The sequence below is a fragment of the Acinetobacter sp. 102 genome, from assembly GCF_037028485.1.
Taxonomy (GTDB): domain Bacteria; phylum Pseudomonadota; class Gammaproteobacteria; order Pseudomonadales; family Moraxellaceae; genus Acinetobacter; species Acinetobacter higginsii.
In genome coordinates this window covers 1-25,897 of the sequence record NZ_JAZEZK010000009.1, presented here as the reverse complement: position 1 = coordinate 25,897, position 25,897 = coordinate 1, and the positions used below count along the sequence as shown (strand labels likewise).

21 protein-coding genes and 1 pseudogene are annotated in these 25,897 nt (G+C 43.3%); 12 read left to right on the top strand and 10 right to left on the bottom strand.

Translation table 11 applies throughout. The annotated features are described in order from the left end of the window. Window positions 1–4 precede the first annotated feature (4 nt). The 4 genes and pseudogenes from WA352_RS10475 to WA352_RS10460 all read left to right on the top strand — a co-directional run bounded on the left by WA352_RS10475 (window position 5) and on the right by WA352_RS10460 (window position 5,322). The gene (locus WA352_RS10475) at window positions 5–1,606 is read left to right on the top strand and encodes a carboxyl transferase domain-containing protein (RefSeq protein WP_336142524.1); all 1,602 of its coding nucleotides are present in this window, start codon (window positions 5–7) and stop codon (window positions 1,604–1,606) included. Window positions 1,607–1,615: 9 nt separating this feature from the next. Next, window positions 1,616–2,450 (top strand): annotated as a pseudogene (locus tag WA352_RS10470) (enoyl-CoA hydratase/isomerase family protein). Further along, window positions 2,432–4,423: an acetyl/propionyl/methylcrotonyl-CoA carboxylase subunit alpha gene (locus tag WA352_RS10465; protein WP_336142518.1), complete on the top strand. Its 1,992-nt coding sequence runs from the start codon at window positions 2,432–2,434 to the stop codon at window positions 4,421–4,423. The pseudogene WA352_RS10470 and the gene WA352_RS10465 overlap by 19 nt, the downstream one beginning before the upstream one ends. Beyond that, window positions 4,420–5,322, top strand: a complete 903-nt coding sequence (locus tag WA352_RS10460) for a hydroxymethylglutaryl-CoA lyase (RefSeq protein WP_336142516.1) — start codon at window positions 4,420–4,422, stop codon at window positions 5,320–5,322. The genes WA352_RS10465 and WA352_RS10460 overlap by 4 nt, the downstream gene beginning before the upstream one ends. A gap of 229 nt (window positions 5,323–5,551) precedes the next feature. Here WA352_RS10460 and WA352_RS10455 read toward each other — a convergent pair whose 3' ends face one another. After that, complete coding sequence (locus WA352_RS10455) at window positions 5,552–6,490, bottom strand: LysR family transcriptional regulator (protein WP_336142651.1); 939 nt, start codon at window positions 6,488–6,490, stop codon at window positions 5,552–5,554. Window positions 6,491–6,693: 203 nt separating this feature from the next. Here WA352_RS10455 and WA352_RS10450 point away from each other — a divergent pair, with 203 nt between their 5' ends. Next, complete coding sequence (locus tag WA352_RS10450) at window positions 6,694–10,161, top strand: indolepyruvate ferredoxin oxidoreductase family protein (RefSeq protein ID WP_336142514.1); 3,468 nt, start codon at window positions 6,694–6,696, stop codon at window positions 10,159–10,161. Between the two features lie 181 nt (window positions 10,162–10,342). Continuing rightward, window positions 10,343–11,533 (top strand): acyl-CoA dehydrogenase, encoded by a 1,191-nt coding sequence (locus tag WA352_RS10445; RefSeq protein ID WP_336142511.1) that lies wholly within the window; start codon window positions 10,343–10,345, stop codon window positions 11,531–11,533. 53 nt (window positions 11,534–11,586) lie between these two features. Here the strand turns inward: WA352_RS10445 and WA352_RS10440 are convergent, their stop codons facing one another. Together WA352_RS10440 and WA352_RS10435 are read right to left on the bottom strand one after the other, a co-directional pair. Further along, a complete protein-coding gene (locus tag WA352_RS10440; RefSeq protein ID WP_336142509.1) occupies window positions 11,587–12,738 on the bottom strand; it encodes a winged helix-turn-helix domain-containing protein in 1,152 nt (383 codons plus the stop codon). Window positions 12,739–12,837: 99 nt separating this feature from the next. Further along, window positions 12,838–13,614, bottom strand: a complete 777-nt coding sequence (locus tag WA352_RS10435) for an AraC family transcriptional regulator (RefSeq protein ID WP_336142507.1) — start codon at window positions 13,612–13,614, stop codon at window positions 12,838–12,840. A gap of 150 nt (window positions 13,615–13,764) precedes the next feature. Here WA352_RS10435 and WA352_RS10430 point away from each other — a divergent pair, with 150 nt between their 5' ends. The 4 genes from WA352_RS10430 (at window position 13,765) to WA352_RS10415 (ending at window position 17,942) form a co-directional block, all read left to right on the top strand. Beyond that, window positions 13,765–14,988 (top strand): MFS transporter, encoded by a 1,224-nt coding sequence (locus WA352_RS10430; protein ID WP_336142506.1) that lies wholly within the window; start codon window positions 13,765–13,767, stop codon window positions 14,986–14,988. Between the two features lie 318 nt (window positions 14,989–15,306). Next, window positions 15,307–16,497, top strand: a complete 1,191-nt coding sequence (locus WA352_RS10425) for a TCR/Tet family MFS transporter (protein WP_336142503.1) — start codon at window positions 15,307–15,309, stop codon at window positions 16,495–16,497. A 118-nt stretch (window positions 16,498–16,615) separates the two neighbouring features. Next, on the top strand, window positions 16,616–16,987 hold the full coding sequence (locus WA352_RS10420; RefSeq protein WP_336142501.1) for a copper resistance CopC family protein: 372 nt from the start codon (window positions 16,616–16,618) through the stop codon (window positions 16,985–16,987). A gap of 76 nt (window positions 16,988–17,063) precedes the next feature. Then, on the top strand, window positions 17,064–17,942 hold the full coding sequence (locus WA352_RS10415; RefSeq protein ID WP_336142500.1) for a copper resistance D family protein: 879 nt from the start codon (window positions 17,064–17,066) through the stop codon (window positions 17,940–17,942). A 70-nt stretch (window positions 17,943–18,012) separates the two neighbouring features. Here the strand turns inward: WA352_RS10415 and WA352_RS10410 are convergent, their stop codons facing one another. Continuing rightward, window positions 18,013–19,236 (bottom strand): MFS transporter, encoded by a 1,224-nt coding sequence (locus WA352_RS10410; RefSeq protein ID WP_336142499.1) that lies wholly within the window; start codon window positions 19,234–19,236, stop codon window positions 18,013–18,015. Between the two features lie 96 nt (window positions 19,237–19,332). On the opposite strand from WA352_RS10410, the gene WA352_RS10405 reads away from it, so the two are divergent. Further along, entirely contained in the window at window positions 19,333–19,782 is a 450-nt protein-coding gene (locus tag WA352_RS10405) for a winged helix-turn-helix transcriptional regulator (protein WP_336142497.1), read from the top strand. Between the two features lie 125 nt (window positions 19,783–19,907). After that, the gene (locus tag WA352_RS10400; protein WP_336142496.1) at window positions 19,908–20,687 is read left to right on the top strand and encodes a TorF family putative porin; all 780 of its coding nucleotides are present in this window, start codon (window positions 19,908–19,910) and stop codon (window positions 20,685–20,687) included. Window positions 20,688–20,772: 85 nt separating this feature from the next. Here WA352_RS10400 and WA352_RS10395 read toward each other — a convergent pair whose 3' ends face one another. The 6 genes from WA352_RS10395 to WA352_RS10370 all read right to left on the bottom strand — a co-directional run bounded on the left by WA352_RS10395 (window position 20,773) and on the right by WA352_RS10370 (window position 25,233). After that, window positions 20,773–21,219, bottom strand: coding sequence for a VOC family protein (locus tag WA352_RS10395; RefSeq protein WP_336142494.1), 447 nt, complete (start codon window positions 21,217–21,219; stop codon window positions 20,773–20,775). 143 nt (window positions 21,220–21,362) lie between these two features. Continuing rightward, window positions 21,363–22,229, bottom strand: coding sequence for a cysteine ABC transporter substrate-binding protein (locus WA352_RS10390; RefSeq protein ID WP_004808153.1), 867 nt, complete (start codon window positions 22,227–22,229; stop codon window positions 21,363–21,365). A 34-nt stretch (window positions 22,230–22,263) separates the two neighbouring features. Further along, complete coding sequence (locus WA352_RS10385) at window positions 22,264–23,166, bottom strand: transporter substrate-binding domain-containing protein (RefSeq protein WP_004808155.1); 903 nt, start codon at window positions 23,164–23,166, stop codon at window positions 22,264–22,266. A gap of 18 nt (window positions 23,167–23,184) precedes the next feature. Beyond that, on the bottom strand, window positions 23,185–23,916 hold the full coding sequence (locus tag WA352_RS10380) for an amino acid ABC transporter ATP-binding protein (RefSeq protein ID WP_336142491.1): 732 nt from the start codon (window positions 23,914–23,916) through the stop codon (window positions 23,185–23,187). Beyond that, the gene (locus tag WA352_RS10375; protein ID WP_336142489.1) at window positions 23,913–24,584 is read right to left on the bottom strand and encodes an amino acid ABC transporter permease; all 672 of its coding nucleotides are present in this window, start codon (window positions 24,582–24,584) and stop codon (window positions 23,913–23,915) included. Before WA352_RS10375 ends, WA352_RS10380 begins: the two co-directional genes overlap by 4 nt. Further along, a complete protein-coding gene (locus tag WA352_RS10370; RefSeq protein ID WP_336142487.1) occupies window positions 24,574–25,233 on the bottom strand; it encodes an amino acid ABC transporter permease in 660 nt (219 codons plus the stop codon). Before WA352_RS10370 ends, WA352_RS10375 begins: the two co-directional genes overlap by 11 nt. Between the last annotated feature and the right edge of the window lie 664 nt (window positions 25,234–25,897).

The following is a 25,897-nucleotide window of genomic DNA, read 5'->3' as shown; positions in this document are numbered from 1 at the left end:
GCTTATGAACCAATTACACAGCAAAATTAATGTTCGAAGTGAAGACTTCAAAACCAATCAACATGCCATGCAAACATTGGTCAGCGATCTGAAACAAGTGGCTCAAAAAGTCGCACTCGGTGGTGGCGAAAATGCCCGCCAAAAACATTTGGCCAGAGGCAAACTTTTACCACGTGATCGTATTGATCAATTGATTGATGCCGGCACTGCTTTTTTAGAAATTGGTCAATTGGCTGCTTACAAGGTGTATGAAGATGATATTCCTGCTGCGGGTGTGATCGCTGGTATTGGCCAAGTCAATGGTGTGACCTGCATGATTGTCGCCAATGATGCAACCGTCAAAGGTGGTACCTATTATCCATTGACGGTGAAAAAGCATTTACGTGCGCAGGAAATTGCTGAGCAAAATCACTTGCCGTGTATTTATCTGGTGGATTCGGGCGGTGCATTCTTACCGATGCAAGATGAGGTGTTTCCTGACCGAGATCATTTCGGGCGTATTTTCTATAATCAGGCACGTATGTCGAGCCAAGGTATCGCCCAAATTGCGGTAGTGATGGGCAGCTGTACCGCTGGTGGTGCTTATGTCCCTGCCATGTCGGATGAAACGATTATTGTACGTAATCAAGGTACGATTTTCCTCGGTGGCCCGCCATTGGTCAAAGCCGCAACGGGTGAAGTGGTCAGCAGTGAAGATTTGGGTGGTGGTGATGTACATACCCGCCTATCAGGGGTTGCCGATCATTTGGCGGAAAATGATGAACACGCGCTTGCGATTGCCCGTAATATCGTTGCCAATCTGAATAAAAAGCCAAATGAATTAAACAAGCAGATTGATGAACCGCTATTTGATGCCAACGAACTCTATGGCGTTGTGCCAAGTGATGCGCGTAAACCTTTCGATGTACGTGAAGTGATTGCACGTATTGTTGATGGTTCACGTTTTGATGAATTTAAAGCACGTTTTGGTTCCACTTTAATTACAGGTTTTGCTTCACTTTACGGCATGCCTGTCGGCATCATTGCCAATAACGGCATTCTCTTTTCTGAATCTGCACAAAAAGGCGCACACTTTATCGAGCTATGTACTCAACGTAATATCCCATTGCTATTTATCCAAAACATCACTGGCTTTATGGTCGGTCGTCAATATGAGAATGAAGGCATTGCCAAAAATGGTGCCAAGTTGGTGATGGCGGTAGCGACAGCCAATGTACCAAAACTCACCCTGATTATTGGGGGTTCTTTTGGTGCAGGTAACTATGGCATGTGTGGACGTGCCTATTCCCCACGCTTTTTATGGACATGGCCGAACTCGCGTATTTCGGTGATGGGTGGCGAACAGGCTGCCAGCGTGCTATCAACCTTAAAACGTGATCAGATTGAACAAAAAGGCGCGCAATGGTCAGCACAGGAAGAAGATCAATTTAAACAACCGATTCGTGAACAATATGAGCATCAAGGGCATCCATATTATGCCTCTGCCCGCCTTTGGGATGACGGCGTGATTGACCCTGCTCAAACCCGTCATGTGCTGGGGCTGAGCCTTGCTGCTGCGCTGAATGCACCAATTCAGCCGACCAAGTTCGGCGTGTTCCGCATGTAAGAGGTGTCTATGAGCTATCAATTTTTACAACTGGAACAACACGGTCAAGTGGCCTATGTTTGGCTAAACCGACCTGAACTGCACAATGCCTTTAATACTACGGTGATTGAAGAATTACATGCCTGCTTTACCAGCTTAAATCAGCGTGATGATGTGCGTGTGGTGGTCTTGGCTGGACGTGGCAAAAGCTTTTCAGCAGGTGCCGACCTGAACTGGATGAAACAGGCGGGTCAAGCCTCTTCAGCAGAAAACGAAGCCGATGCGCTCAAACTTGCACAGATGCTAAATGCTCTCGCGACCTTAAAGCAACCGACACTTGCGCGTGTGCATGGCATTGCCTTTGGCGGTGGTATGGGTTTGGCATCGGCCTGTGATATTTGTATTGCCAGTACTGACGCCAAATTTGCGACTTCAGAAGTTCGACTCGGCCTTGCACCATCTACCATCAGTCCCTATGTAATTCGTGCCATTGGTGCTCGGCAAGCTTCACGTTACTTCTTGACGGCAGAGCGTATTTCAGCACGTGACGCCAAACAGATTGGCTTGGCCCATGAAGTCGCTGATGCCGAAGACTTAGACCAGAAAGTTCAAGAGATTATAGATGCACTATTACTCGGCGGACCACAGGCACAGGCTGCATCGAAACAGTTAATTCAGATGGTCAGCCACCAAACGATGAGTGATGATTTACTCCAGCAGACTGCACAGCATATTGCTCAAGTTCGTCAAGGCAGCGAAGCCAAAGAAGGTTTGAATGCCTTTTTAAATAAACAACAACCTGTGTGGACTTCCACCTCCCAATAACAACAATTCAGGACGATCACAATGTTTGAAAAGATTTTAATTGCGAACCGTGGCGAGATTGCCTGCCGTGTGATTCGTACTGCAAAAAAACTTGGTATTGCAACGGTTGCGGTGTATTCAGATGCAGATGCCAATGCACAGCATGTTAAATTGGCCGATGAAGCGATTTATATTGGGCAATCCCCTGCCACACAAAGTTATTTACAAGTCGATCGTATTATTCAGGCGGCGATTAATACGGGCAGCCAAGCGATTCACCCGGGTTACGGTTTCTTGTCCGAAAATGACCAATTTGCCCTCGCTTGCCAGCAACACAATATTTGCTTTATTGGCCCACCCGTGGATGCCATTTTAGCCATGGGTCTCAAAGCCACCTCTAAAGCCTTAATGGAAAAAGCAGGTGTGCCATTAACACCGGGTTATCACGGCACCAACCAAGAGGCTGAGTTTTTGAAACAGCAAGCCGATGCAATTGGCTATCCAGTACTGATCAAAGCCAGTGCTGGCGGCGGCGGTAAAGGCATGAGCTTGGTCGAACGCAGTGAAGATTTCTTGCAGTCCTTAGCCTCGTGTAAACGTGAAGCTAAATCCAGCTTTGGCAACGATGATGTCCTGATTGAACGCTATGTGATTCAGCCACGTCATATTGAAGTACAGGTCTTTGGCGATACGCATGGTAACTATGTGCATCTGTTTGAACGTGATTGTTCAGTACAACGTCGTCATCAAAAAGTACTAGAAGAAGCCCCTGCACCACAAATGCCTGCTGAAAAATTGGATGCCATGCGTCAAGCTGCGATTGATGCTGCCCGTGCAGTGGATTACGTTGGTGCGGGTACAGTTGAGTTTATTGTGGAACAGGACGGCACCGCCTATTTCATGGAAATGAATACCCGTCTACAAGTAGAACATCCCGTTACCGAAATGATTACCGGTGAAGATCTGGTGGAATGGCAACTGCGTGTCGCCGATGGTGAACCACTACCAAAACTGCAACATCAATTACAGATTCATGGTCATGCGCTTGAAGCACGTATCTATGCCGAAGAACCCGAAAAAGGCTTCTTACCTGCCATCGGCAAAATTGACTATCTACACTACCCAACGCAAAACCAATCTGTCCGTGTTGACAGCGGCATTGTTGAAGGTGATGAAATCACCACCTATTACGACCCAATGATTGCCAAATTGATTGTATGGGGCAAAAACCGTGAAGCGGCTTTGATCCAAATGCAACATGCACTCAGTCAATTCCACGTCGATGGTTTAGGGAATAACATTGCCTTTTTGGAAAAAATTGTACGCTGTGATTCATTTAAACAAGCCAAACTGGATACCAATCTGATTCAACGTGAACATGATTTCTTGTTCCAGCCTGAACAGATTAAACCTGAATTGGTGGTCGCCACAGCCTTTATCGAGTTTTTAAGCAAACTCAATCATAACCGCTCTAGCCAAAAACAGTTATGGCAAGCACAACCGCTATGGCGTTTAAATATTGCCTTTAAACAAACCATCAAACTGAACTATCTAGATCAGACTATTCAAATCAAGCTAAGTGCGGCAGAACACGGTTTTAATGCTGAATATAACGGTGAAAGTTACCAGATTTCTGGACAATTATTGGATGCACACACAGCGGTGATTCATCTCAATGGTACCCAACAAAAGCTGTCATTTAACCAGAGTCAACAAGGCATTACCCTATTCCATATGGGACAAAGCCATAAATTTGCCTATATTCGCCAAGATTATCATCAAGAGGATAGCCAAGCAGATCAAGGCCATCTCAAAGCACCCATGCCGGGTGTGGTAACACAGGTTCTGGTCGGTGCTAATCATAGTGTCAAAAAAGACGATATCTTGATGACGCTTGAAGCCATGAAAATGGAATACACCATCCGTGCACCACAAGATGGCGTGATTGTTGATGCGTATTTTCAGGTTGGTGATCAGGTCAAAGCTGGCGATGAACTGGTGGAATTTCAGCCTTTACAGGAGGAAGTTGCATGAGTGAGTTTGTCAAAATCGTGGAAGTTGGCCCCCGAGACGGTCTGCAAAATGAAAAACAGGCGTTGACCGTCGAACAACGTCTAAACTTCATTCATGATCTGATAAATGCTGGACTAAAATCGATTGAAGTGGGTTCCTGTGTATCTGCTAAATGGGTGCCGCAAATGGCACAAAGCGATGAACTGTTTAAGCAGCTCCCACAAGGTACCGATCTGAATTTAAGCCTGCTCACCCCTAATATCAAAGGTTTTGAAGCTGCTCAGGCAGTGGGATGCAAGGAGGTTGCGGTATTTACCGCAGCTTCTGAAAGCTTTACCCGTAAAAATATCAACTGCTCAATCGACGAGAGCTTTGAAAAATTCGCTGATGTGCTACGTGCAGCCAAAGCGCAGCATATCCGTGTCCGTGGTTATGTCTCTTGTGTCGTCGATTGTCCTTATGAAGGTGCAATTGCACCAGAGCAAGTGGTCAACGTGGTTAAACGACTGTATGACATGGGTTGCTATGAAGTCTCTTTGGGTGAAACCATTGGGACTGCCACACCAGATCGGGTAAAGCAAGTTTGGGAAGCCTGTCTGGCTGAACTTGATAGCACCGTTTTAGCGGGTCATTTTCACAATACCTATGGCATGGCGATTGCCAATATTTACCAGTCCTTACAACAAGGCATTCGTGTGTTTGATTCATCCCTTGCGGGACTGGGTGGCTGCCCTTATGCCAAAGGCGCTTCTGGCAATGTTGCGACTGAAGATCTGTTTTATTTACTCTCCCATATGGGCTTTGAAACGGGGATTGATTTAGAAAAACTGATGCAAGCCAGCCAAAATATTAGCCATGTCTTAAAGCGAAAAAGCTTATCCAATTACAGCAATGCCTACTGGCAAACAAAGTGTGCTTAGTGATACCTAGATTCGAATTCACTCATCGTTTAGCAACAAGCTTAATCAATGAAGCTTGCTCAGCTGATTAGGTCTCACCTTTTTCTCGTTCCATGTCGATCGTGGGACGAGACTCGTCTATGCGATTTATTTAAATATAGTGTTTATCTCTGTACAAAATGCCTCCTTTTAAAGAAGCATTTTTTATTTTAATCCTTATTATTCTTTTTCTAACGCTCTCTCAGATTAGTTATAAAAAATAATCCGTATCTTGCTGTATTTTTGGCGAAATATGCTGCTCGACCCACTCCAGCCATGCCCGTGTTTTTGCATCCACAAAATGACGCGATGGCAATAAGGTATAGACTCCAATATCAGGTGAGCGCCAAGCAGGTAAAATACGGCGCAGTCGCCCTGCCCGAATCGCATCAATCGATGAGAAGGTCGGTAATAATGCAATGCCCATATCCTGTTGTACCACATCCAGCAACAACTCAGGGGTATCAGCAATCAAGGGACCATTGATATCAATCTGGTAAGAACAGCTATTTTCACTGACCAAATGCCATTGTGGGGTAATGGACGGATTAACCAAACGTAAGCAGGCATGCTTCTGTAAATCTTCCAGTGTTTGAGGTTCGCCATACTTTTCCAAGTATGCAGGCGAAGCACAGAGCACCGAGAAGATGGTACCGATTCGACGTGCCACAAACCGTGAATCTGCCAATGACTCGGTGAGATACAGGCTGACATCAATGCCCTTACCTAACAAATCAGGCACATTTTGCGAAGTTCGATATTCAACCGTAAGTTCAGGATAAGTTTGACAGAACTCCGCCATCATCGGTGCCAGATAATGATGACCAAAACTGGCCATACTCAATACCCGCAATCGACCCTGCGGTCTGGCGGCCATGCCCATGGCTTGTGCTTCGGATTCCTCGACCATCGCCAGTACTTGGCGACACTGCTCGGCATAGTTTGCACCAATTTCGGTCAAGGCATGCTGGCGGGTTGATCGTTGTAGTAGTTTTGTACCTAAACGCCCTTCTAATTCGCTAATTAATCGCGAAACTTGCGCAGTTGTCAGTTCCATCTGTTCAGCGGCAGCCGTGAAACTCCCACTATCAATCACTTTCAGGAAGGCATGCATTGCATGTAAAAGTCCACCATCAAGATTTTTGCGCATAACGTAAATATCTTTTTCTAAATTACGCATTGTTGCACCAGTCTGGATCAACCACAATGACAAATATGTACATTGATTGAGCAGTTTTTTTTAGCGAACGCCGCTGATCAGTCTTTTTAAAAATATGTACTTACTCCAAATATTCAACCGGATGTTGAAAAAAGAAAGTAGTCAAAACTACACACAATTCTAAGGAGACATAAATGAATATAGCGACAAAAGTTACTTCAAAAATGATCGCTACTAAAGATGTATCACTGGATGATAAATATATCAGTGATCACGGTTCGGCCTACATGACAGGCATTCAGGCACTGGTTCGGTTACCTCTAGCACAGACTCGCCGAGATGAATTGAACGGGTTGCACACTGCCGGTTTTATTTCAGGTTATCGCGGTTCCCCTGTCGGGAATTATGATAATTTTCTTTGGCAAATTGGAGGCCTGCTTAAAGATCACCATGTCGTCTTTCAACCTGGTATCAATGAAGACCTTGCAGCGACTGCCATTTGGGGCACGCAACAAGCCAACCTTGCAGATCAAGGCAAATATGATGGTGTGAGCGCATGGTGGTATGGTAAAGGCCCAGGTGTAGACCGCTCAGGCGATGTACTCCGCCATGCCAACCTTGCAGGAACTGCCGAACATAGTGGCGTGGTTGCCCTGTTTGGTGATGACCATTCCTGTAAATCATCCACCGTTCCACACCAATCTGAACATGTGATGATGGGTTGTGGCATTCCAATTTTCTATCCAACTTCGGTGCAACATATTCTCGATTTGGGCGTCCATGCGATTGCCATGTCACGTTTTGCTGGGGTTTGGACCTCAATGAAACTGGTCAGTGAAATTGTTGAAACTTCGGCTTCAGTCATTGTCGACCTAGATCGTGTCACACCTGTTTTACCTGAAATCGAGCTGCCTGCCGACGGCATCCATATTCGCTGGCCAGATCATGGCATCCAACAAGAACAACGACTCTATCAATATCGCTTACCCGCGGTATTGGCCTATGCGCGTGCCAATCAACTGAATCAGATCACATGGCCGTGTGGGCATGCCCGTATTGGTATTGCAGCCAGTGGTAAGGGTTATCTGGATACCATTGAAGCCTTGCGCATTCTCGGCATTGAAAATGAAACAGCGCAACAACTTGGTCTGCGGGTCTATCAAGTCGGTTTAATCTGGCCTTTGGAACCACAAGGTCTGCGTGAATTTGCTGATGGTTTACAAGAACTGATTGTGGTCGAAGAAAAACGTCCGATTCTGGAAGCACAAATTAAAGATGAATTATATTCTCTGCCTGATGAGCAACGTCCACATGTAATCGGCAAAGCGATCCATGGCAAAGGTGAATGGAGTACCTCATTTGAAGAAGCACCGCTGATTGGGCATTACGAGTTCCAACCTGAACCGATTGCTAAAATGTTGGCAACACGGTTTTTACAGTTAGATTTGCCTGAAAGTTTAAGACGGCAAATCCTGAGTCGAGTCGATTTACTGCATAAAGCTGAGCAAGAATCACGCCGCGTACTGGATTTGGCCGAGCGTAAACCGTATTTCTGTAGCGGTTGTCCACATAATACCTCAACCGTCGTACCAGAAGGCAGTCGTGCACTGGGTGGCATCGGTTGCCACTATATTGCAGTGTCACTGGATCGCGGCACCGAAACCTTCTCGCAAATGGGTGGTGAAGGTGTGAGTTGGGCGGGTGCATCACATTTCACCAATGAAAAGCATATTTTTGCCAATCTCGGTGATGGCACCTACTTCCATTCAGGCTATCTGGCGATTCGACAAGCTATTGCAGCCAATATCAATATCACCTATAAAATCCTCTATAACGATGCGGTTGCCATGACCGGTGGTCAGCATGTTGATGGACATTTGAGTGTCGCGCAACTGACTCGCCAGCTCGATGCAGAAGGCATTAAAAAACAGGTTATCGTGACCGATGAACCTGAGCTGATCCATGCCGAAGAACACCTTGCACCGCATGTCGAAATCCGCCATCGCAATGATCTTGATGCAGTACAACGTGAGTTACGTGATATTTCGGGTGTCACCGCTTTAATCTATGTGCAAACCTGTGCCAGTGAAAAACGCCGTCGCCGTAAACGTGATGCTTATCCTGACCCTGCTGAACGTCTTTATATCAATAGCGATATCTGTGAAGGTTGTGGCGATTGTTCTAAAAAATCAAATTGTCTTTCAATTGAACCAGTAGAAACCGCTTTGGGCACCAAACGTCAAATTAACCAAAGCAGCTGTAATAAAGACTTCACCTGTGTGGAAGGCTTCTGCCCAAGCTTTGTCACCGTGCATACCCGTGATATGAAACGCCCTGCCAAGTTTGAAGGTTTTGCGACAGGTTGGCCTGAACGTCCCTTAATTCCTCAACTGGCTGATACACCAAATCGTATTATGGTCGGTGGTATTGGCGGTACAGGTGTAGTTACTGTTGGGGCTTTACTGGGCATGGCCGCACATTTGGAAGGCAAAGCCACCCGTGTCATGGATATGGCGGGACTGGCGCAAAAAGGCGGTACGGTGTATTCCTATATTCAAATTGCCGCAGATGATGCGCAAATTTCCTCAACTAAAATTCCAGAACATCAATGTGATCTATTGATTGGTGCCGATGCCATTGTGGCGGGCAGTAATGCCGCGCTATCACGTTTAAAACAAGATGCGATGGTGATCGTCAATGAAGATGGTTCACCCACCTCTGACTTTATTAACAAACGTGACTGGTATGCACCGATTCATGATTTGATTGATCGTCTGCGTGGTCGTGTCCACAAAGAAAATCTACTCTCCTTACCTGCCGCACGAATCGCAACACAGCTTTTAGGTGATGCGATCTATGCCAATCAACTGCTCTTAGGGATGGCATGGCAATCAGGGCAAATTCCACTGTTACGTGAAAGTATTGAAAAAGCCATTCAACTGAATGGCACGGCGATTGATAAAAACCTTGAAGCCTTCCGTATTGGATGCCACCTTGCCAGTGACCCAAGCCTAATCACCCATTTAATCGACAGCTTACCAAAAAGTAATGCGCCACAAACACTGGCTGAACTGATCTATGATCACACGATACGTTTGCAAGACTATTGGAATGAAGCCTATGCCAATCAATATCGTATGTTATTGGAACAGGTTGCTAAAGTACTGCCTGAAGCACTGGCAAAAACCATCGCAACTCAACTGTATCGTGTCATGGCCTATAAAGATGAATATGAAGTGGCACGTTTACTGACAGGTGCAAACTTTAAAAAATCCATTGAGTCGCAATTCGGAAGTGGTGTACGTCTCTCTTATCATCTTGCTCCACCGACATTGGGAACCAATGTGCGTAAACGTATCTTTGGTTACTGGATGCGCTTTCCAATGATGTTGCTGGCGCGTTTACAGTGGCTGCGCGAAAGTTTCTTTGATCCATTTGCACGTCAACAAGAACGTCAACATGAACATGCATGGCGTGATCGCTACATCGCCTTTGTTGAAACCCTGATCTCATCACCAAACAGCTATAATTTATCTGTTGCACAACAGATTGCCGAACTACCGGCTGAAGTCCGTGGCTTTGGACATATCAAAATGCAGGCGATGCAAAGCGCAAATCAACGTTGGGATGAGCTATCCGCCGATCTCACCAACAAAGTCTAAGTACCATCAATCACTGGCTGAGCAGATCCAATTTCTGAGGAGATGCTTGGTCAGCTGATTAAAATTTAATTGCAGCACATCCCAAATACGTTAAAGTATTTCGACTTAAGCTGAGTTCACCAAACAGCTCAGCTGAGAAAAATGATAAGAACTTGCTAGAACAATGATGAAGGAATAAAGAATGAGCCGTGTTGAATTTCGCTGGGATGATCCATTTTTAATTGAGCAGCAACTAAGCGAAGAAGAGCGCATGATCCGTGATACAGCTCATGCATTCTGCCAAGACCAGTTAATGCCACGGGTACTAAATCAATTCCGCCATGAAACAACCGATCCGCATATCTTTAGAGAAATGGGTGAATTAGGCCTGCTCGGACCCACCATCCCAGAACAATATGGTGGTGCAGGATTAAATTATGTGAGTTATGGACTGATTGCCCGTGAAATTGAACGCGTGGACTCTGGCTATCGCTCAATGGCCAGTGTGCAAAGTTCTTTGGTGATGGTTCCCATTCATGAATTCGGGACTGAACAGCAAAAGCAAAAATATTTACCCAAACTTGCAACAGGTGAATGGATTGGCTGTTTTGGTCTAACCGAACCCGATCATGGTTCAGATCCAGGCAGTATGGCCTGTCGCGCCAAAAAAGTAGCAGGTGGCTACCGCTTAACTGGCGCCAAAATGTGGATTACCAACAGTCCAATTGCGGATGTATTTGTGGTGTGGGCTAAAGAGCTTTCACCTGAAGGAAATGTCGGCCCGATTCGTGGCTTTATTTTAGAAAAAGGTTGGCAAGGGCTTTCTGCGCCTGCAATTCACGGTAAAGTCGGCTTAAGAGCATCTATTACGGGTGAAATTGTGATGGATCAAGTCTTTGTGCCTGAAGAAAATGCATTTCCAGAGGTTCGTGGCTTAAAAGGCCCTTTCACCTGCTTGAACAGTGCCCGTTATGGTATTGCTTGGGGCGCCATGGGTGCAGCCGAGTTTTGCTGGCATACTGCACGCCAATACACCCTAGATCGAAAACAATTTGGTAAAGCACTGGCTGCCAACCAACTGATTCAAAAAAAATTAGCCGATATGCAAACAGAAATTGCGCTCGGCCTACAGCTTGCCCTTCGCTTTGGTCGAATGAAAGATGACGGTATTGCCTCAGTGGAAGCGACCTCTCTGATTAAACGCAATAATTGTGGTAAGGCCTTGGAGATTGCCCGTTTGGCACGAGATATGTTGGGCGGAAATGGAATTAGTGATGAATTTGGTGTTGCCCGTCATTTGGTCAATCTTGAAGTCGTGAATACTTATGAAGGCACCCATGATGTGCATGCTTTGATCTTAGGTCGTGCCCAAACAGGACTCGCAGCGTTCTAAAGCGAAGTGACTACTGAGAAAAAACGGCGAGCATCAAGAATTGATGACTCGCCCTATCCCATCTTGATCTTATCTAGGTCAATACTCGTACATTGATTAAACTGAGCGAAACGTTGTAACTCTCGTTTGAGTGCAAGCAAAAATAAATCTCGATCCTGCAGTTTAGCCTCTTGCACATGCAAACTAATCACTTCTAATCGCTTTTCACGACGATGCACTTTGCAATCAATTTGCCCCACAAAATCATCTGCATAAAGTAGCGGTAAGCAGAAATAACCGTATTGTCTTTTGGCTGCAGGCACATAGCATTCAATGCGATAATCAAATCCAAACAAGCCGCTTAAACGCTCACGATGAATCACCAGATTATCGAAGGGAGACAATATTTTGACCTCTGCTTGGATGTTCGGTTCATGCGCTAACACGGCGCTGGCCACATAAATCGGTTGTCCATTTTCAAGCTTAATCAGCTTGATCACGCCAGCATCAATCTGTTCATCAAGTAATTTACGCATAATTTCACGTAAATCCTTATTGGTTTTCAAATGCAGTAATTGCTTCCATGTAAATACGCCATGAGCACGTATAGCTGTATCCAATAAATACTGTGCATATTCCTGTAAAGTCGGTGTGCTTAGATCAATGCCCTGTGGTATGCAACGTTCAGTCAGATCATAGACTTTTTCCATGCCATTGCGTTCACAGATCATTAAATCGCCTTGCATGAATAACTGCTCAATCGCCTTGCGGCTTGGCCCTGCATTCCACCAACCTGCGGCACCTTCCCGTTTGCCTTTTTCCATATTTCTAAGTCGGATTCTGCCTTCAGCTTTCACCTGCGCCAGAATCTCCTGCATTAGTTGCTGATCGCCTCTTGAGAAGTAACGACTTTCCCCATTACGCACCGCATTCATCAAAAGCATGGCATAGCGATAATCTCGCATCGGTAAATAAGAAGCCGCATGCGCCCAATGCTCAAAAACAAGCTGATCTTGTACCAGTTGATTTAAATGACCCAATTGATAATTCGGCACCCGACTCCACAACACATGATGATGGGCACGTTCCACCACGGAAATGGTATCTATTTGCACATAACCCAGATGTTCAATCGCTTGTTGTGTTCCAGATAAGCCCTCACCAAATTTATTATTTTGTTCTAAACCTTGATGAGATAAAGCTAAGCGTTTTAATAATGAAATCATAATATTATCGTATAAATAGTGTTCACCACCCACGATGAACGAAAGTGAAATAATGGCCGTTATTCAAACTAAATTAACACAATCCTGCCAATTCCTTGCTTATTTTCCTTGTAAATAAAAACGTGGTGCCGCGCCTAAAGAACGTTTAAAGGCTGCAGTAAAAGCACTGCTGCTGCTATAACCTAGCTCCATTGCCACACTGGTAATGGATTGGCCCAATTCCATTCGGGTCAACGCATTGAGTAAACAGGCTTGCTGCCGCCAGTTGCTAAAACTCATCCCAGTTTGCTGCCGAAAAATTCGGGTGAAGTTACGGCGACTCATCCCCACCTGCGCTGCAATATGATCAAGATCATCCTCCAAGCTCGGTGTCTTCAACAATTGCAGGCACAAAGCAGCTAAACGCGGCTCTTGTGGTAAGGGCGCATTTAAAGGCAGTTCAGGCATCAGTGCAATTTCTTCAATAATCAAACGCATCAAATAATCATCTCGCCCACCCAATTGATATTCCGCAGGGAGATCAACTGCGGTAGACAGTAGCTCATGCAATAACGGCGATACGTTGATCACTGCACAATGGCTGGGTAAATCTGCCTGCATTGCAGCTTGTGGAAGAATATAGGCACTGCGTGTTTTGGTGATCCCGCCCATGTGCACTTCATGATCAATCCCTGCAGGAATCCAGAGGGCGCGCTTCGGGGGAACCACCCAACTTCCCCTATGGGTGATCACCGTAAGTACTCCAGTAATGGCATATAGACATTGGCCTCTGCGATGTCGATGGCTCGGCAGAAGATGACCATCGGGATAGTCATTGCCCGTTGCCATCACATTCCGCGGCACATCCTGAAAATCATTGACCTGAATATTGCGCATTGCCCTCATCCCTGAAAATGGCCTGAACTCGATACTATCTGTCCCAAATATGATTGTGGGCCGATTTCTGTTCAGTTTAGGATAAATGCACTGAAAAACAAACCTCTTTCAGCATCATCATTTAAGCTGATACAACGTGTTGGAGCAATCATGGCAAGCAATACAGGCACTCTTGAGAATGCATTTCCACAAGCGCAATTTCCACCCAATGATCAACCCCAGAAGTTCGTATTACGCGTTGTCGGCGCAGTTGCGTTTGCCCATCTGCTAAATGATTCGATTCAAGCCGTGGTGACTGCAAGTTATCCGATGTTAAAGGCCGAATTCTCTTTAAGTTTTGCTGAAATTGGCTGGATTGCCTTGGTCTATCAAATCACCGCCTCTTTATTACAACCTTGGATTGGCCTATATACCGATAAGCATCCAAAGCCCTATTTATTGCCTTTAGGCATGGCAGCCACACTGCTTGGTATTGGTTTGATGGCAATTGCAGCAAGCTTTCAAGGCTTATTGTTTGCTGCTGCACTAATTGGGGTAGGCTCATCAACCTTCCACCCAGAAGCCTCTCGCATCGCCCGTACCGCATCGGGTGGGCGTTTTGGTACAGCTCAATCCATGTTTCAGGTTGGCGGCAATACTGGTTCTGCGATTGGGCCATTAATGGCTGCGGCTGTGATTATCCCGAATGGACAAGGGGCGATTGGTTTATTTGTTTTGGTTGCTGCTTTGGCCATATTTGTTTTATTACGTGTGACCAAATGGGTGGTCAAGCAGACACCTGTGCAGCGTGTTGCCAGTCAACCTGCCATTTCTACCTTGACCCGTAAACAAGTGATTCAGGCCATGGCCGTGATTTGTGTGTTGATGTTTGCCAAGTTTATCTATATCGCGGCCATTACCAATTATTTCACTTTCTACCTGATTGAACGCTTTAATGTTTCGATTCAGACCTCTCAGCTGTATCTATTTATTTTTTTAGGCGCAGTAGCATTAGGTACTTTTGCTGGAGGTCCAGTTGGAGACCGTATTGGACGTAAAGCTGTGATTTGGGTGTCATTCTTAGGCATTGCCCCATTTGCGCTGATGTTGCCTTATGTCGGCTTAACTGGCACGGCAATTCTGGTCATTATTATTGGTTTAGTCATGTCCTCAGCCTTTTCAGCCTTAGTGGTCTATGCACAAGAAGCAGTACCCGGTCGTGTCGGTATGGTTGCTGGTTTGATGTTTGGTCTTATGTTCGGTATTGGTGGAATTGGCGCAGCAGGTCTCGGTCACTTGGCTGATACCCATGGCATTGTATGGGTGTATAAGCTCTGCTCTTTCCTACCACTCTTAGGTTTTATGACAGCATTTTTACCGAATACCAAAAAATAATTATTTCATCAGCAGATGCAGCATGCCAACGTGCCTGCTGCATTTGCTCCCATAAATAAGCACGATCTTGTTTATCTTCACCGTTAGGTGCTAAAATTTTCAACAGATGTGTGGATTGTTATATTCATTCATCTTCATTGTTACGATAAAAAAAACCGCGAAAAATTGATACAGATAGTTTTTCATTAAAAATATCTTATCGACACATATCCTTATCATTAAGATTCGGTCAGCGTTCATCAGGGCTTGAGTTGTTATCAGGCATCGTTAACAGGTTTTCGCAGCATTGCTGTACCTGCTTTTTCGATAGGACGCTTTATGAATCGCTCTCTATTTATTATCTTTTCGACCATTGCTTTAGATGCAATCGGAATCGGGCTTATTTTTCCAATTTTACCTGCCTTAGTTCAAGATATTAGCCATACTCACCAAACTGCGCTGTACATCGGTCTGCTCGGTAGTCTCTATGCCGCCATGCAATTTATCTTTTCCCCCATGCTCGGTACATTAAGTGACAAGTTTGGACGGCGCCCAATTCTGCTGCTGTCACTGGCAGGTTCAGCGATCAACTATGTATTATTAACCTTTTCACATAGCCTCATGCTGTTATTGATCGGCCGTACCATTGCAGGCATGAGCAGTGCCAATATGTCTGTTGCGTCTGCTTATCTGGTGGATATCTCAAAACCAGAACAGCGTGCAAAACATTTTGGCTTAATGAGCACGATGTTTGGCGCAGGTTTTATTATTGGGCCAATCCTGGGTGGTTTGCTTAGCGCATACTGGCTCAGACTTCCCTTTTTGATTGCAGCCATACTGACAGGTCTCAACTTTTTATTGGCCTATTCGGCGCTACCTGAATCAAAAACAGCAGATCACCCTCAGAAAGAATCTGCAATGACACTCAATCCATTTAAAGCTTTTATCTCACTTCGATCTATCCCCAATGTACTGCCCTTGATTGCCACCTTTTTTATATTTTGCGGTACAGGTGAAGCCTATGCAGTTTGCTGGGCTTTATGGGGACATGCAGCCTTTCAATGGAATGGTTTCTGGATCGGTCTTTCTCTGGGAATGTTTGGTTTATGTCAGATGTTAGTTCAGGCTTTTGTTCCTCAGCATGCCTCAAGATACTTCGGCAATCGAAATACAATCTTCATTGGTATGAGCTGTAGCTGTATTGCCTTAGGGGTTATGGCCTTTGCTCAACAAGGTTGGATGATTTTTGCCATCATGCCAATTTTCGCCCTAGGCAGTATCGGTACACCCTCTTTACAAGCCTTAGTTTCACAAAAAGTCTCACCACAACAACAAGGTCAGTTTCAAGGCATTATTGCATCGACAATCAGTTTGGCCTCAATGTTTGCACCACTGCTATTTTCTACGCTGTATTTTCAATTTCAAGCTAAATGGCCAGGTGCAATCTGGCTGATCGTAGTCATGATTTATCTGCTTGCGCTGCCGATTGTAATTCGTAGCCTTAAGCCAAACATACAACCTTCAAAATGACAAAAAGGTAATTTTCCTGTCACGTAGAAGTACTGATGCTGCTTGGATAATCAAACATAAAACCAGATGGCGCGGATTGTGCCATTTCCCATACATCATGCTTCAAAGAGGATAAGAAATGAGTTTTGTGCAAAACAGTAAAACCATGTTGCGCAACCTGATCGTCGGCACAACCCTAACCATCGCTACATCAACTGCCTTTGCACATGTGAGCTTGATCAGTGCCACACCCGCTGCAAATACCACAGTTTCAACCCAACCTAAAAACCTAAGCCTTAATTTTGCTGATGAGGTGATGTTAATGAAAATTCAAGTGTTAGATGAACAACGTCGAGAATTGCCGCTGAATTATAAAGTCAGCCATGACCTGAAAAAAACCTTTGATATTGCCATCCCTACACTGAAAAAAGGCAAATATACCGTGCTTTGGAGCACCATGGGAAAAGATGGCCATAACATGAATGGTGAATATAGCTTCACTTTAAAATAAGCCAAATACAATTAAAAAAATGAACGGCTTGTCAGCATGATCTGTTGGCAAGCCTTTCATATAAAGGAAGAAAATAATGTCTGCATATTGGATGTTTGCAACGTGGTTTAACAAAGTAAGCCTTTACCTCGGCATGATTATGGTCATCGGAGGAGCCTTCTGCTACTTCCTGCTAGGTCGTTATTTGGCAATAAAAAGTAGCCTTGTCCAATATATGACACTCGGTGCCGTATTAGGATTGATCGCAAGCACATTGGGTTTGTTACTTTTAATTGGTAGCTTTGCGAATACAGGCCTATGGGGTATGTTCGATTCGACCTATATCAATATTGTACTGAATACCTCAACTGGGCATATTCATCTAATTCGGATCATCAGCTTTGCCCTTATACTCGTGCTGCTCGTATTTAAACTCAATCAAAAAAGTACTGAAATCAAAACCGTTGAAACCATCTTGTTTGCGATACCCACTATACTGATTCTGTATAGTTTTTCTCAACTCGGTCATGTCACCAATTTATCTATTTTTGCCCAGTTCTTATTGATTATCCATGTACTGGTCATGTCTGTATGGATGGGGTCTTTATATCCGCTTTGGAAAACCAGCCACAGCATCAGTGGGCTGCCATTAAAACAATCGATGCATTTATTTGGGCGGATAGCAGCCTTTATTGTTACGATATTAATTGCATGCGGCATCACCATTGCCCTGCTCTTGTTTAAGGATTTTGACGCCCTCATCGCTACACCATATGGACAAGGTTTTATTATTAAGCTGTTATTTGTTTTTAGCATTTTATTATTAGCTGCATTTAATAAATGGTATTTCACCCCTCGTTTGCAGCAACCTCAATTTGCACAACAATTGGGCTATGCGATTTTGTTTGAAATGTCTCTGGGCTTTGTGATTTTAATGACCACTGCATATATCACGACTGTAGTCGGGATTGAGTGATTTACTATAATGTTGATGCTGATATTAATATCTCTCAATTCACCTTATATTTCTACACAGTGTCTAATGACTATTTAACATGCCGTGTTAAACCCCAAAATAATAATGCCATTAGACTTCCGCAGGCACCCAGTAGGCAAACGCCATACCATCCCGCTTTTGCATAGGTGATGGTTGTTGTGATTGCTCCTAATCCACTGCCTGCGGCATAGAACAACATATACAGCCCAATCAAGCGGCTTTGATTGTCCTGTCCAGTTTGTAAGATCATGCTTTGATTGGTGACATGTAAAGCTTGCCCGCCCAGATCCAGTAATAAAATACCGATGATTAATGCCACAATTGAGTATTCCATTTGAGCGAATGCCAACCAAGACAATAAGATGACAAGCAATGCAAAAGCACTGGTTCTTTGTGCAAAGCCTTGATCTGACCATTGCCCAGCTTTTGTGGCCATTAACGCACCCAGTACCCCAACCAAACCAAATGCACCAATCGCGGTATGGGAATACTGATAAGGAGGAGAACTCAACAATAAAGCCAATGCACTCCAAAAAATATTAAACACTGCAAACATCAGCAATGCCAATATGCCCCGTATTTGTAATAGTTTATGGTGATAAAGCAAACTTAACATCGACAAAATCAAACGAGGATAAGCCAACGTATTCTGTGTATTAGACCGTACTGGCAAGGATTTCCAAAGTGGGAATGCAATCATCAACATCAGTGTTGCCGCACAAAAATATACGCTCCTCCATCCTGCTAAATCGCTCACACCTCCAGCAAAAACACGTGATAATAACAATCCAATAAACACGCCACTTTGTGCTATACCTACGACATATCCACGCTCATGTAGTTCAGCAACACTTGCAGCATAAGCAATCAGTCCCTGCGTCATGGCAGTCCCTAACATACCAACAGCAAACATACTTGCAAATATGCCTACAGCCGTTTTAGTGATACTTACAGCGGTCAATGCAAGCACCAATCCAAATAGCTGTAATAGCATTAAACGTCTACGATCGACTCGATCTCCCAATGGAACTAACAACAATAAAGCGATCGCACAACCCAGTTGAGTCACGAGAATGACACTGCCAACAGCGGCATAACTGATTTCCAAATCCGTTGCAATTGCATCAAGCAATGGTTGCGCATAATAAACATTGGCAACACTCAGACCACTTGCAATGGCAAATAGCCACACCAAACTAGTCGGCAATTTTTTGGACTGGATTAAACACTGCTTTTCATTTTGTGAGAAAGCAGACGTGCAAGGACTATTCATGGTCGCGCCAAACTAGTTTCAAATTAAAACTACTTGAACCATAAGCTATCTAGTTTTAAAATGCAACTAGTCTGATCTAACTGTTCCGAGAATGCGATGTCACCAAATAAAACTTCCGTAGATGAACCTTGCCCTGTTGCACGGTGTGTTGATGTGATTGGAGATCGTTGGTCATTGCTGATTATTCGAGATGTGATGGATGGGATACATCGCTTTGGTGATCTACAACGTAGTCTGAGTGTTGCGCGTAATATTTTGTCCAACAGACTACATAAATTAATTGATGCTGAAATTCTGGAACTGCGAGCTGCGTCTGATGGCACAGCCTATCAAGAATATATTTTGACGGATAAAGGAAAACAGCTGTTCCCGATTGTGGTTGCATTACGCCAATGGGGTGAACAATATTTATTTGGGGAAAATGAAGCGCATTCTGTCCTGATTGAAAAATCAACAGGAAAACCTGTTCCATTGATGCTACCCACCTCAAATGAGGGAAATCTTTTAAGCACCAGTACCACAGAAGTATTAAAAGTGAATCTATAGCCTATAAAATATGCGTTAAAAATTTATGCTTTCTTTACGCAGAATTTACGATCAATTTATTATTTATCAATTAATTAAAACCTAATATACATCACATCAAATTTAACTCATATGCTGAGGATGTTATGAAAGGTTTTCATTGTGTGCTGGTTTTTACAACTGTTTTAGCCTCAAACGATGCGTTAGCATCAGATCAGCCCGCAACATCGAATTTAGTGCTGAGTGGGAATGTCGCTTTGGCCAGTGAATATCGCTGGCGTGGTCAAACTCAAACCAAAAGTAATGCAGCGTTGCAAGGCAACTTTCTTTTAAACCATTCCACTGGATTCTATGCCACGGCTTTTGCTTCGAATGTCGATTTTGGTGATGAAGCACACTTAGAACTCGATCCTTTTATTGGCTATACCACTCCAATCAGCTTAGGGAAATTCCAACCCACTCTTGATATCGGTATGCTGCGTTATCATTATGTCGGTAAAAGTGATTTAAATTATAATGAGTATTATCTCAAACTAATCATCAATAATGCTTTGAACGATAATGATAGCTTTAGCCCAAGTGTGAGCTATACCCCGCAATATGGAGGCAAAGCCACTCGCCAAAGCGTCGGTGAAAATGTCAAAAATTGGTATTTTAACCTTTTATATACCACTCCAATCGCACAAACCAACTTTGGTGCAGTTGCAAACTTAGGCTATTCCAAAGCCAACCAAGCCATTTATGGTGGAGAAGCAAAAGATCATTTCTTCGACTGGAAAATTGGCGCAAATTATAGCTATAAACCGATGAACTTAAGTGCGGAACTGGCTGCGATTGGAACCGACCTAGATTACATAGGTTATTCCGATAGCAATAAAAAAGGTGTTAAAACCGCCGCCGTGTTTAGCTTGACCAAGTCTTTTTAGAATAAAGATCAAATGAGCGAACTACAGCAAGCATCAACAAATATGAGGCTTGCTGTATGACATCGCATTTTTATCAACTGATTTATTAACTAGATTTACGCCGAAAACCTTGTTGCTCCAATAATTGAGCTCGAGTCTCATAATCTACGACTTCAAGTATCTGATGTAATAACCATATATAGCCAAAAGGATCTTTAAACATCGCGTTTTTGATGCCCATTTTAGGCATAACCTGCACTGCTTGAATCACCGCTGCACCCGCATCAACCGCTTGCTGCAATGTTTTCTCGATATCAGTGACGGTAATATTAAACCAAATCGGGATATAGCTTTCTTGGGTAGGTGCCAGCAATTGGAAATCTGGGTTTTCATCCAGCATATGAAAATGAACCCCATGAATACTCATAATCACACTATTTTGTCCAAGCACAAAATCACCGACTTCAATTCTTTCGACCTCAAAAACCCGCTCATAAAACGCCAATGCAGTCATGCTATCTTTTACGATAAAGTCTATCTCTGTGGTTTGCATTTGATGTGTTCCCTGTGTTTTATTCATTCTAAGGGGCGGATTTTCTGAGCATTGTCTATACTTTGTAATACACATCAATTTGTAGTCATAAAAAAACCAAGCGAAACTCAACCTCGCTTGGCTTTCAGATTCATTGAAAATGATTATTCAATAATTAAGTCTTTGGCAGGAATACCATCGCCATAGACAGGTTTTAAAGTCTTTTCATAAGCTTGATGGATGACTCCTTGTTTAGCGAGTTTTTCCAAATCTTGATTTAACCAATCCAACAGTTCTTTATTGCCTTTTTGTACTGCAGGTGCAATTAAATCCTGTTCACCTAGATTGGTAATACCCACGGTATAATTTGGATTTTCTTTTGCCCAAGCTAAGACTAAAAGATTGTCATGGGCCAACGCTGTACCACGACCATCTTTTAAGGCATCAAAAGTTTCAGTATTCTGCTCATACTTTTGCAGCTTAATTTCTGGATGTTGCTTGCTAAAGAAAGAGTCCGCTGTCGTGCCCTTATTCACCAATAAGGTTTGATCTTTTAACTGCGCAATATCGGTAATCGGCTTGTCTTTAGGGGACACCACACCCAAGGCGACTTTTAAATAAGGCTTGGCAAAATCTACCACTTGTTTACGTTCAGGTGTCACAGTGAAATTGGCAAAAATAATATCGACTTTATTGGCTTTCAGATATTCAACTCGATTGGCCGCCTCAGTCAGTACGAACTGGACTTTATTTTCATCACCCAATAAATCTTTGGCCACATGTTTGGCAATTTCAACATCAAAGCCCTGATTTTTACCTTGTGCATCCAGATAACCAAACGGTGGCTTATCGCTAAACACACCAATACGCACCACCCCATTTTTCTTGATCTGCTCAATGCTGGAGACTTGCGTTGAGGACTCAGCCGATTTCTCTGCTGACTGTGGATTTTTATTACATGCCGTCAGTCCTAAACTAAATATAGAAGCCAACAGTAATTTTTGAATATTTGAAAATGTTATTGTTTGCATAAGTTCACCTATTTTTTAACGTTATAAAAATCTGTTATTGCTTGGGAATATCGACATCCAAAAAGATATTCGGATTCACTTTTTCGCCATAAATCGGCTTCAAGGTTTGGTCATAAATCTTTTGAATTTCACCTGTCGCCCTGAGCTGTTTGATTTCATCATTGAGCCAGTGCAGTAATTGGGTATTGCCCTTCTTCACGCCTGCTGCAATAAAATCCTCGTTACCAATTTGTGGAATACCCGCCACATAATTCGGATTCTTGGCTGCCCATGCCAGTGCATAGGTACTGTCTTGGGAAATGGCATCACCCCGACCATCAATCAGTGCATTGAAAGCATCGGTATTTTGTCCAAATTTCAATAAATTAATTTTGGGATAGTTTTTACTGAAATAGATCTCTGAGCTTGAGCCCTTATTCACAATTAAAGTTTTGCCTTCGAGACTTTTAACATCGGTAATGACTTTGGCTTTTGGTGAAACAATCCCTAAGGAGGCTTTTAAATAAGGCTCGGAAAAATCAACCACCTGTTGCCGTTCTGGCGTCACTGAAAAGCTGGCAAAAACCACATCGACTTTATCTGACTTTAAAAACTCAACCCGATTGGCTGCTTCTGCCACCACAAACTGAATTTTATTTTCATCACCCAGTAAATCTTGAGTGACACGCTTTGCTAAGGCCACATCAAAGCCCTGATTTTTGCCCGCACTATCGACATAACCAAAAGGTGGATTGTCGGCAAATACACCAACTCGCAAGACATCATTTTTCCGAATCTGTTCCAGTGAAGTATCTTGTGCCGTAGCTTTGGGTTCTGAGGGAGCTGGTTGATTACAGCCCGTCAACACGCCTGCCACCAGTACACAGGTGATGCCCAGACCAAACATTTTTATTTTTGAAAAAGAGTGCTGTTGCTCAACTGCTAAATTCAATCTCATAAAGTCCTCTTATAGCTTTTAATAATTCAAAATATTTAAAAAGGTTCTCGCACGTTCTGTCTGCGGATGCTGAAAAAATGCTTCTGGCGAGCTTTGTTCAATGATCTTGCCCTTATCCATAAAAATAATGCGATCCGCCACTTTGCGGGCAAAGCCCATTTCGTGGGTCACAATCAACATGGTCATGCCTTCCTGTGCCAGTTTCAGCACCACATCTAGGACTTCCCGCACCATTTCAGGATCAAGGGCAGCAGTAATTTCATCCAGTAAAATCACTTTCGGTTTCATCACTAAAGCTCGGACGATGGCAATTCGCTGTTTCTGACCGCCCGATAAATTGGAGGGATAATCATATTTACGATCCAGTAAACCTACGCGCTGCAACAACTGATCTGCCAGTTGTTCTACTTCCTCACGTTGACGTTTTTGCGCTTTTAGCGGACCCAGCAGAATGTTATCAATCACATTCATGTGCTTGAATAATTCATAGTTCTGGAACACCATCCCGATCTGTTGGCGCACGTTATCCCACGATAAGTCCTGCCCCAATACACCCACATCTTTCAGGTGAATTTCACCTTCTTGAATCGGTTCCAACCCATTGATACAGCGCAACAAGGTACTTTTTCCACAACCCGATGGTCCTAAAATCACTACTACCTCACCTTGTTGTACGTCTAAATCAATGCCATGCAAAATATGACTTTGTTTATAAAACTTGTGTAAATGCTGTATCGATAACAAAGTCATGCGTTCTCCCACACTTTTTCTAAATGCGCTGCTAAAAGCGATAATGGATAACAAATCAGGAAATAAAGAATAAAGATGAAACCGTAAATCCACAGCGATGCGCTGGGCACAGTCAATAATGAGTTTTCAATAATCTGCTGCCCTACTTTTAAGACTTCCACCATCCCAATCAGTACCGCTAATGAACTGGTTTTGATCATGCGGGTAAACAAATTGAGTGCTCCTGGGGTCACTCGTTTTAAGCTTTGCGGGAAAATCACATAAGTTAAAGCTTGTAGATGATTGAGTCCTACTGCATAGGCAGAATCCCGTTGATGCTGATCAATTGAGGTGATCGAAGCACGTACCAGATCACCCATTTCCGCAGTTCCCCACAAGGTAAATACAAAAATACAGACCCAAAATGATGACAGTTGCCAGTTAAACCACGTTGCGAAACCAAAATAAAAGACAAATAAAAGCACGAGGATGGGCACAATCCGTATGGTTTCCAGATAGAAACGGCACAGGATTTTGACCAACACATTTTTTGAGGTCATGATTACCCCAAAAATTGTCCCGAAAATGGCAGATAAAAACACGGACAGAAAGGCAATTTCGATGGTTTGCAGCAAGCCATACAGCAAACGTTCGACATGGCTCGGTTGAAATAAATACTCAAGTCCCATGGCTCACCTTCCGACTGCGGTATTCCAGATAACTTGTTAAAGCTGATACAGGTAACAAGATAATCAGATAGGCCATGATTAATAGAAATAGAGCCTCTGTGGTTTTGTAATCCATCCCAATCAAGTCTTTAGTCACAAACAGTAATTCAACCACTGCTATTGCACTCAAAACCGAGCTTTCTTTAATGAGAAATAAGCAGTTCGCTCCAATCGCAGGAATAGACAGCGACAATGCCTGTGGAAATACCACATATTGAAAGACTTGCACGGCGTTTAAACCCACACTTCGAGCAGAATCAATCTGCCCTTGCGCAACGGACTGTAAGCCTGCACGAAAGGCTTCTGCCATATAGCTACCACCTAGAAAAGTCAGACCAATCACACCGCAGGTGAATCCATCGAGTTTGATGCCGATCTTGGGCAAACCGTAGTAGAGAAAAAACAGCTGAATGAGCAAGGGGGTATTGCGGGAAACCTCGATATAGACTTTGACAATTTTATTCAGTACCCGAACCTGATAGGTACTGATTACGCTACAGATCAACCCGAATAAAATAGATAACACGATACCAATAAAGGAGATTTTTAAGGTCATGAGGGTGGCCGCATAGAACTGCGGCAGCACACTCTGTATATACTGCCAATCCAAAGAAAACATCCGAATGAAAAATTGATTCTTTTGATAAATACGTTGTTGTTATTTATCTTTGGATGAGTCTATGCTGATTGAAATTTCACATGAAATATTATTATTTGCTAAGCTTTGCTGAAATTTGGATGATTCGATTTATATCTAATTCAAACAGTTAAATTCTTTACTGCAGCAAAGCATATGTATGGATATCAAGAAACCAGAGAACACTTCTATTTTAGTAAAATGATATAAGACAAAAATGATTAAAAATTTGAAATAGCACTGGAAAACTGTACTACGCCATAAAGATTTTTAAAAATAAACTTTAATTTAATCAACACACATCTAAGCACATGACTAAAATAAGTTAAAACTGCTAGATGACATAAATAAAATATTCCCTAAATAGAAAATACATTCAATAAAAATAAAAACAAACGCCAAAACCTTCCGACATATTTTGAGAGAATTATTAAAAAAACCTTAACGCTCGAGCAAGCTTCTGTATTTCATATAAAATTAACCGTTTGTTATATTAAAACATATGATTATTAATAATAATTATATTTGGATTTAACAAATTTTAAATATTTTATCTAGACTATTAAATACCCAAGTTGATAAAAGGTCCTCTCATGTTAGTAGAAGAAAATCTAGCAACTAAAGACATACTTTCAAG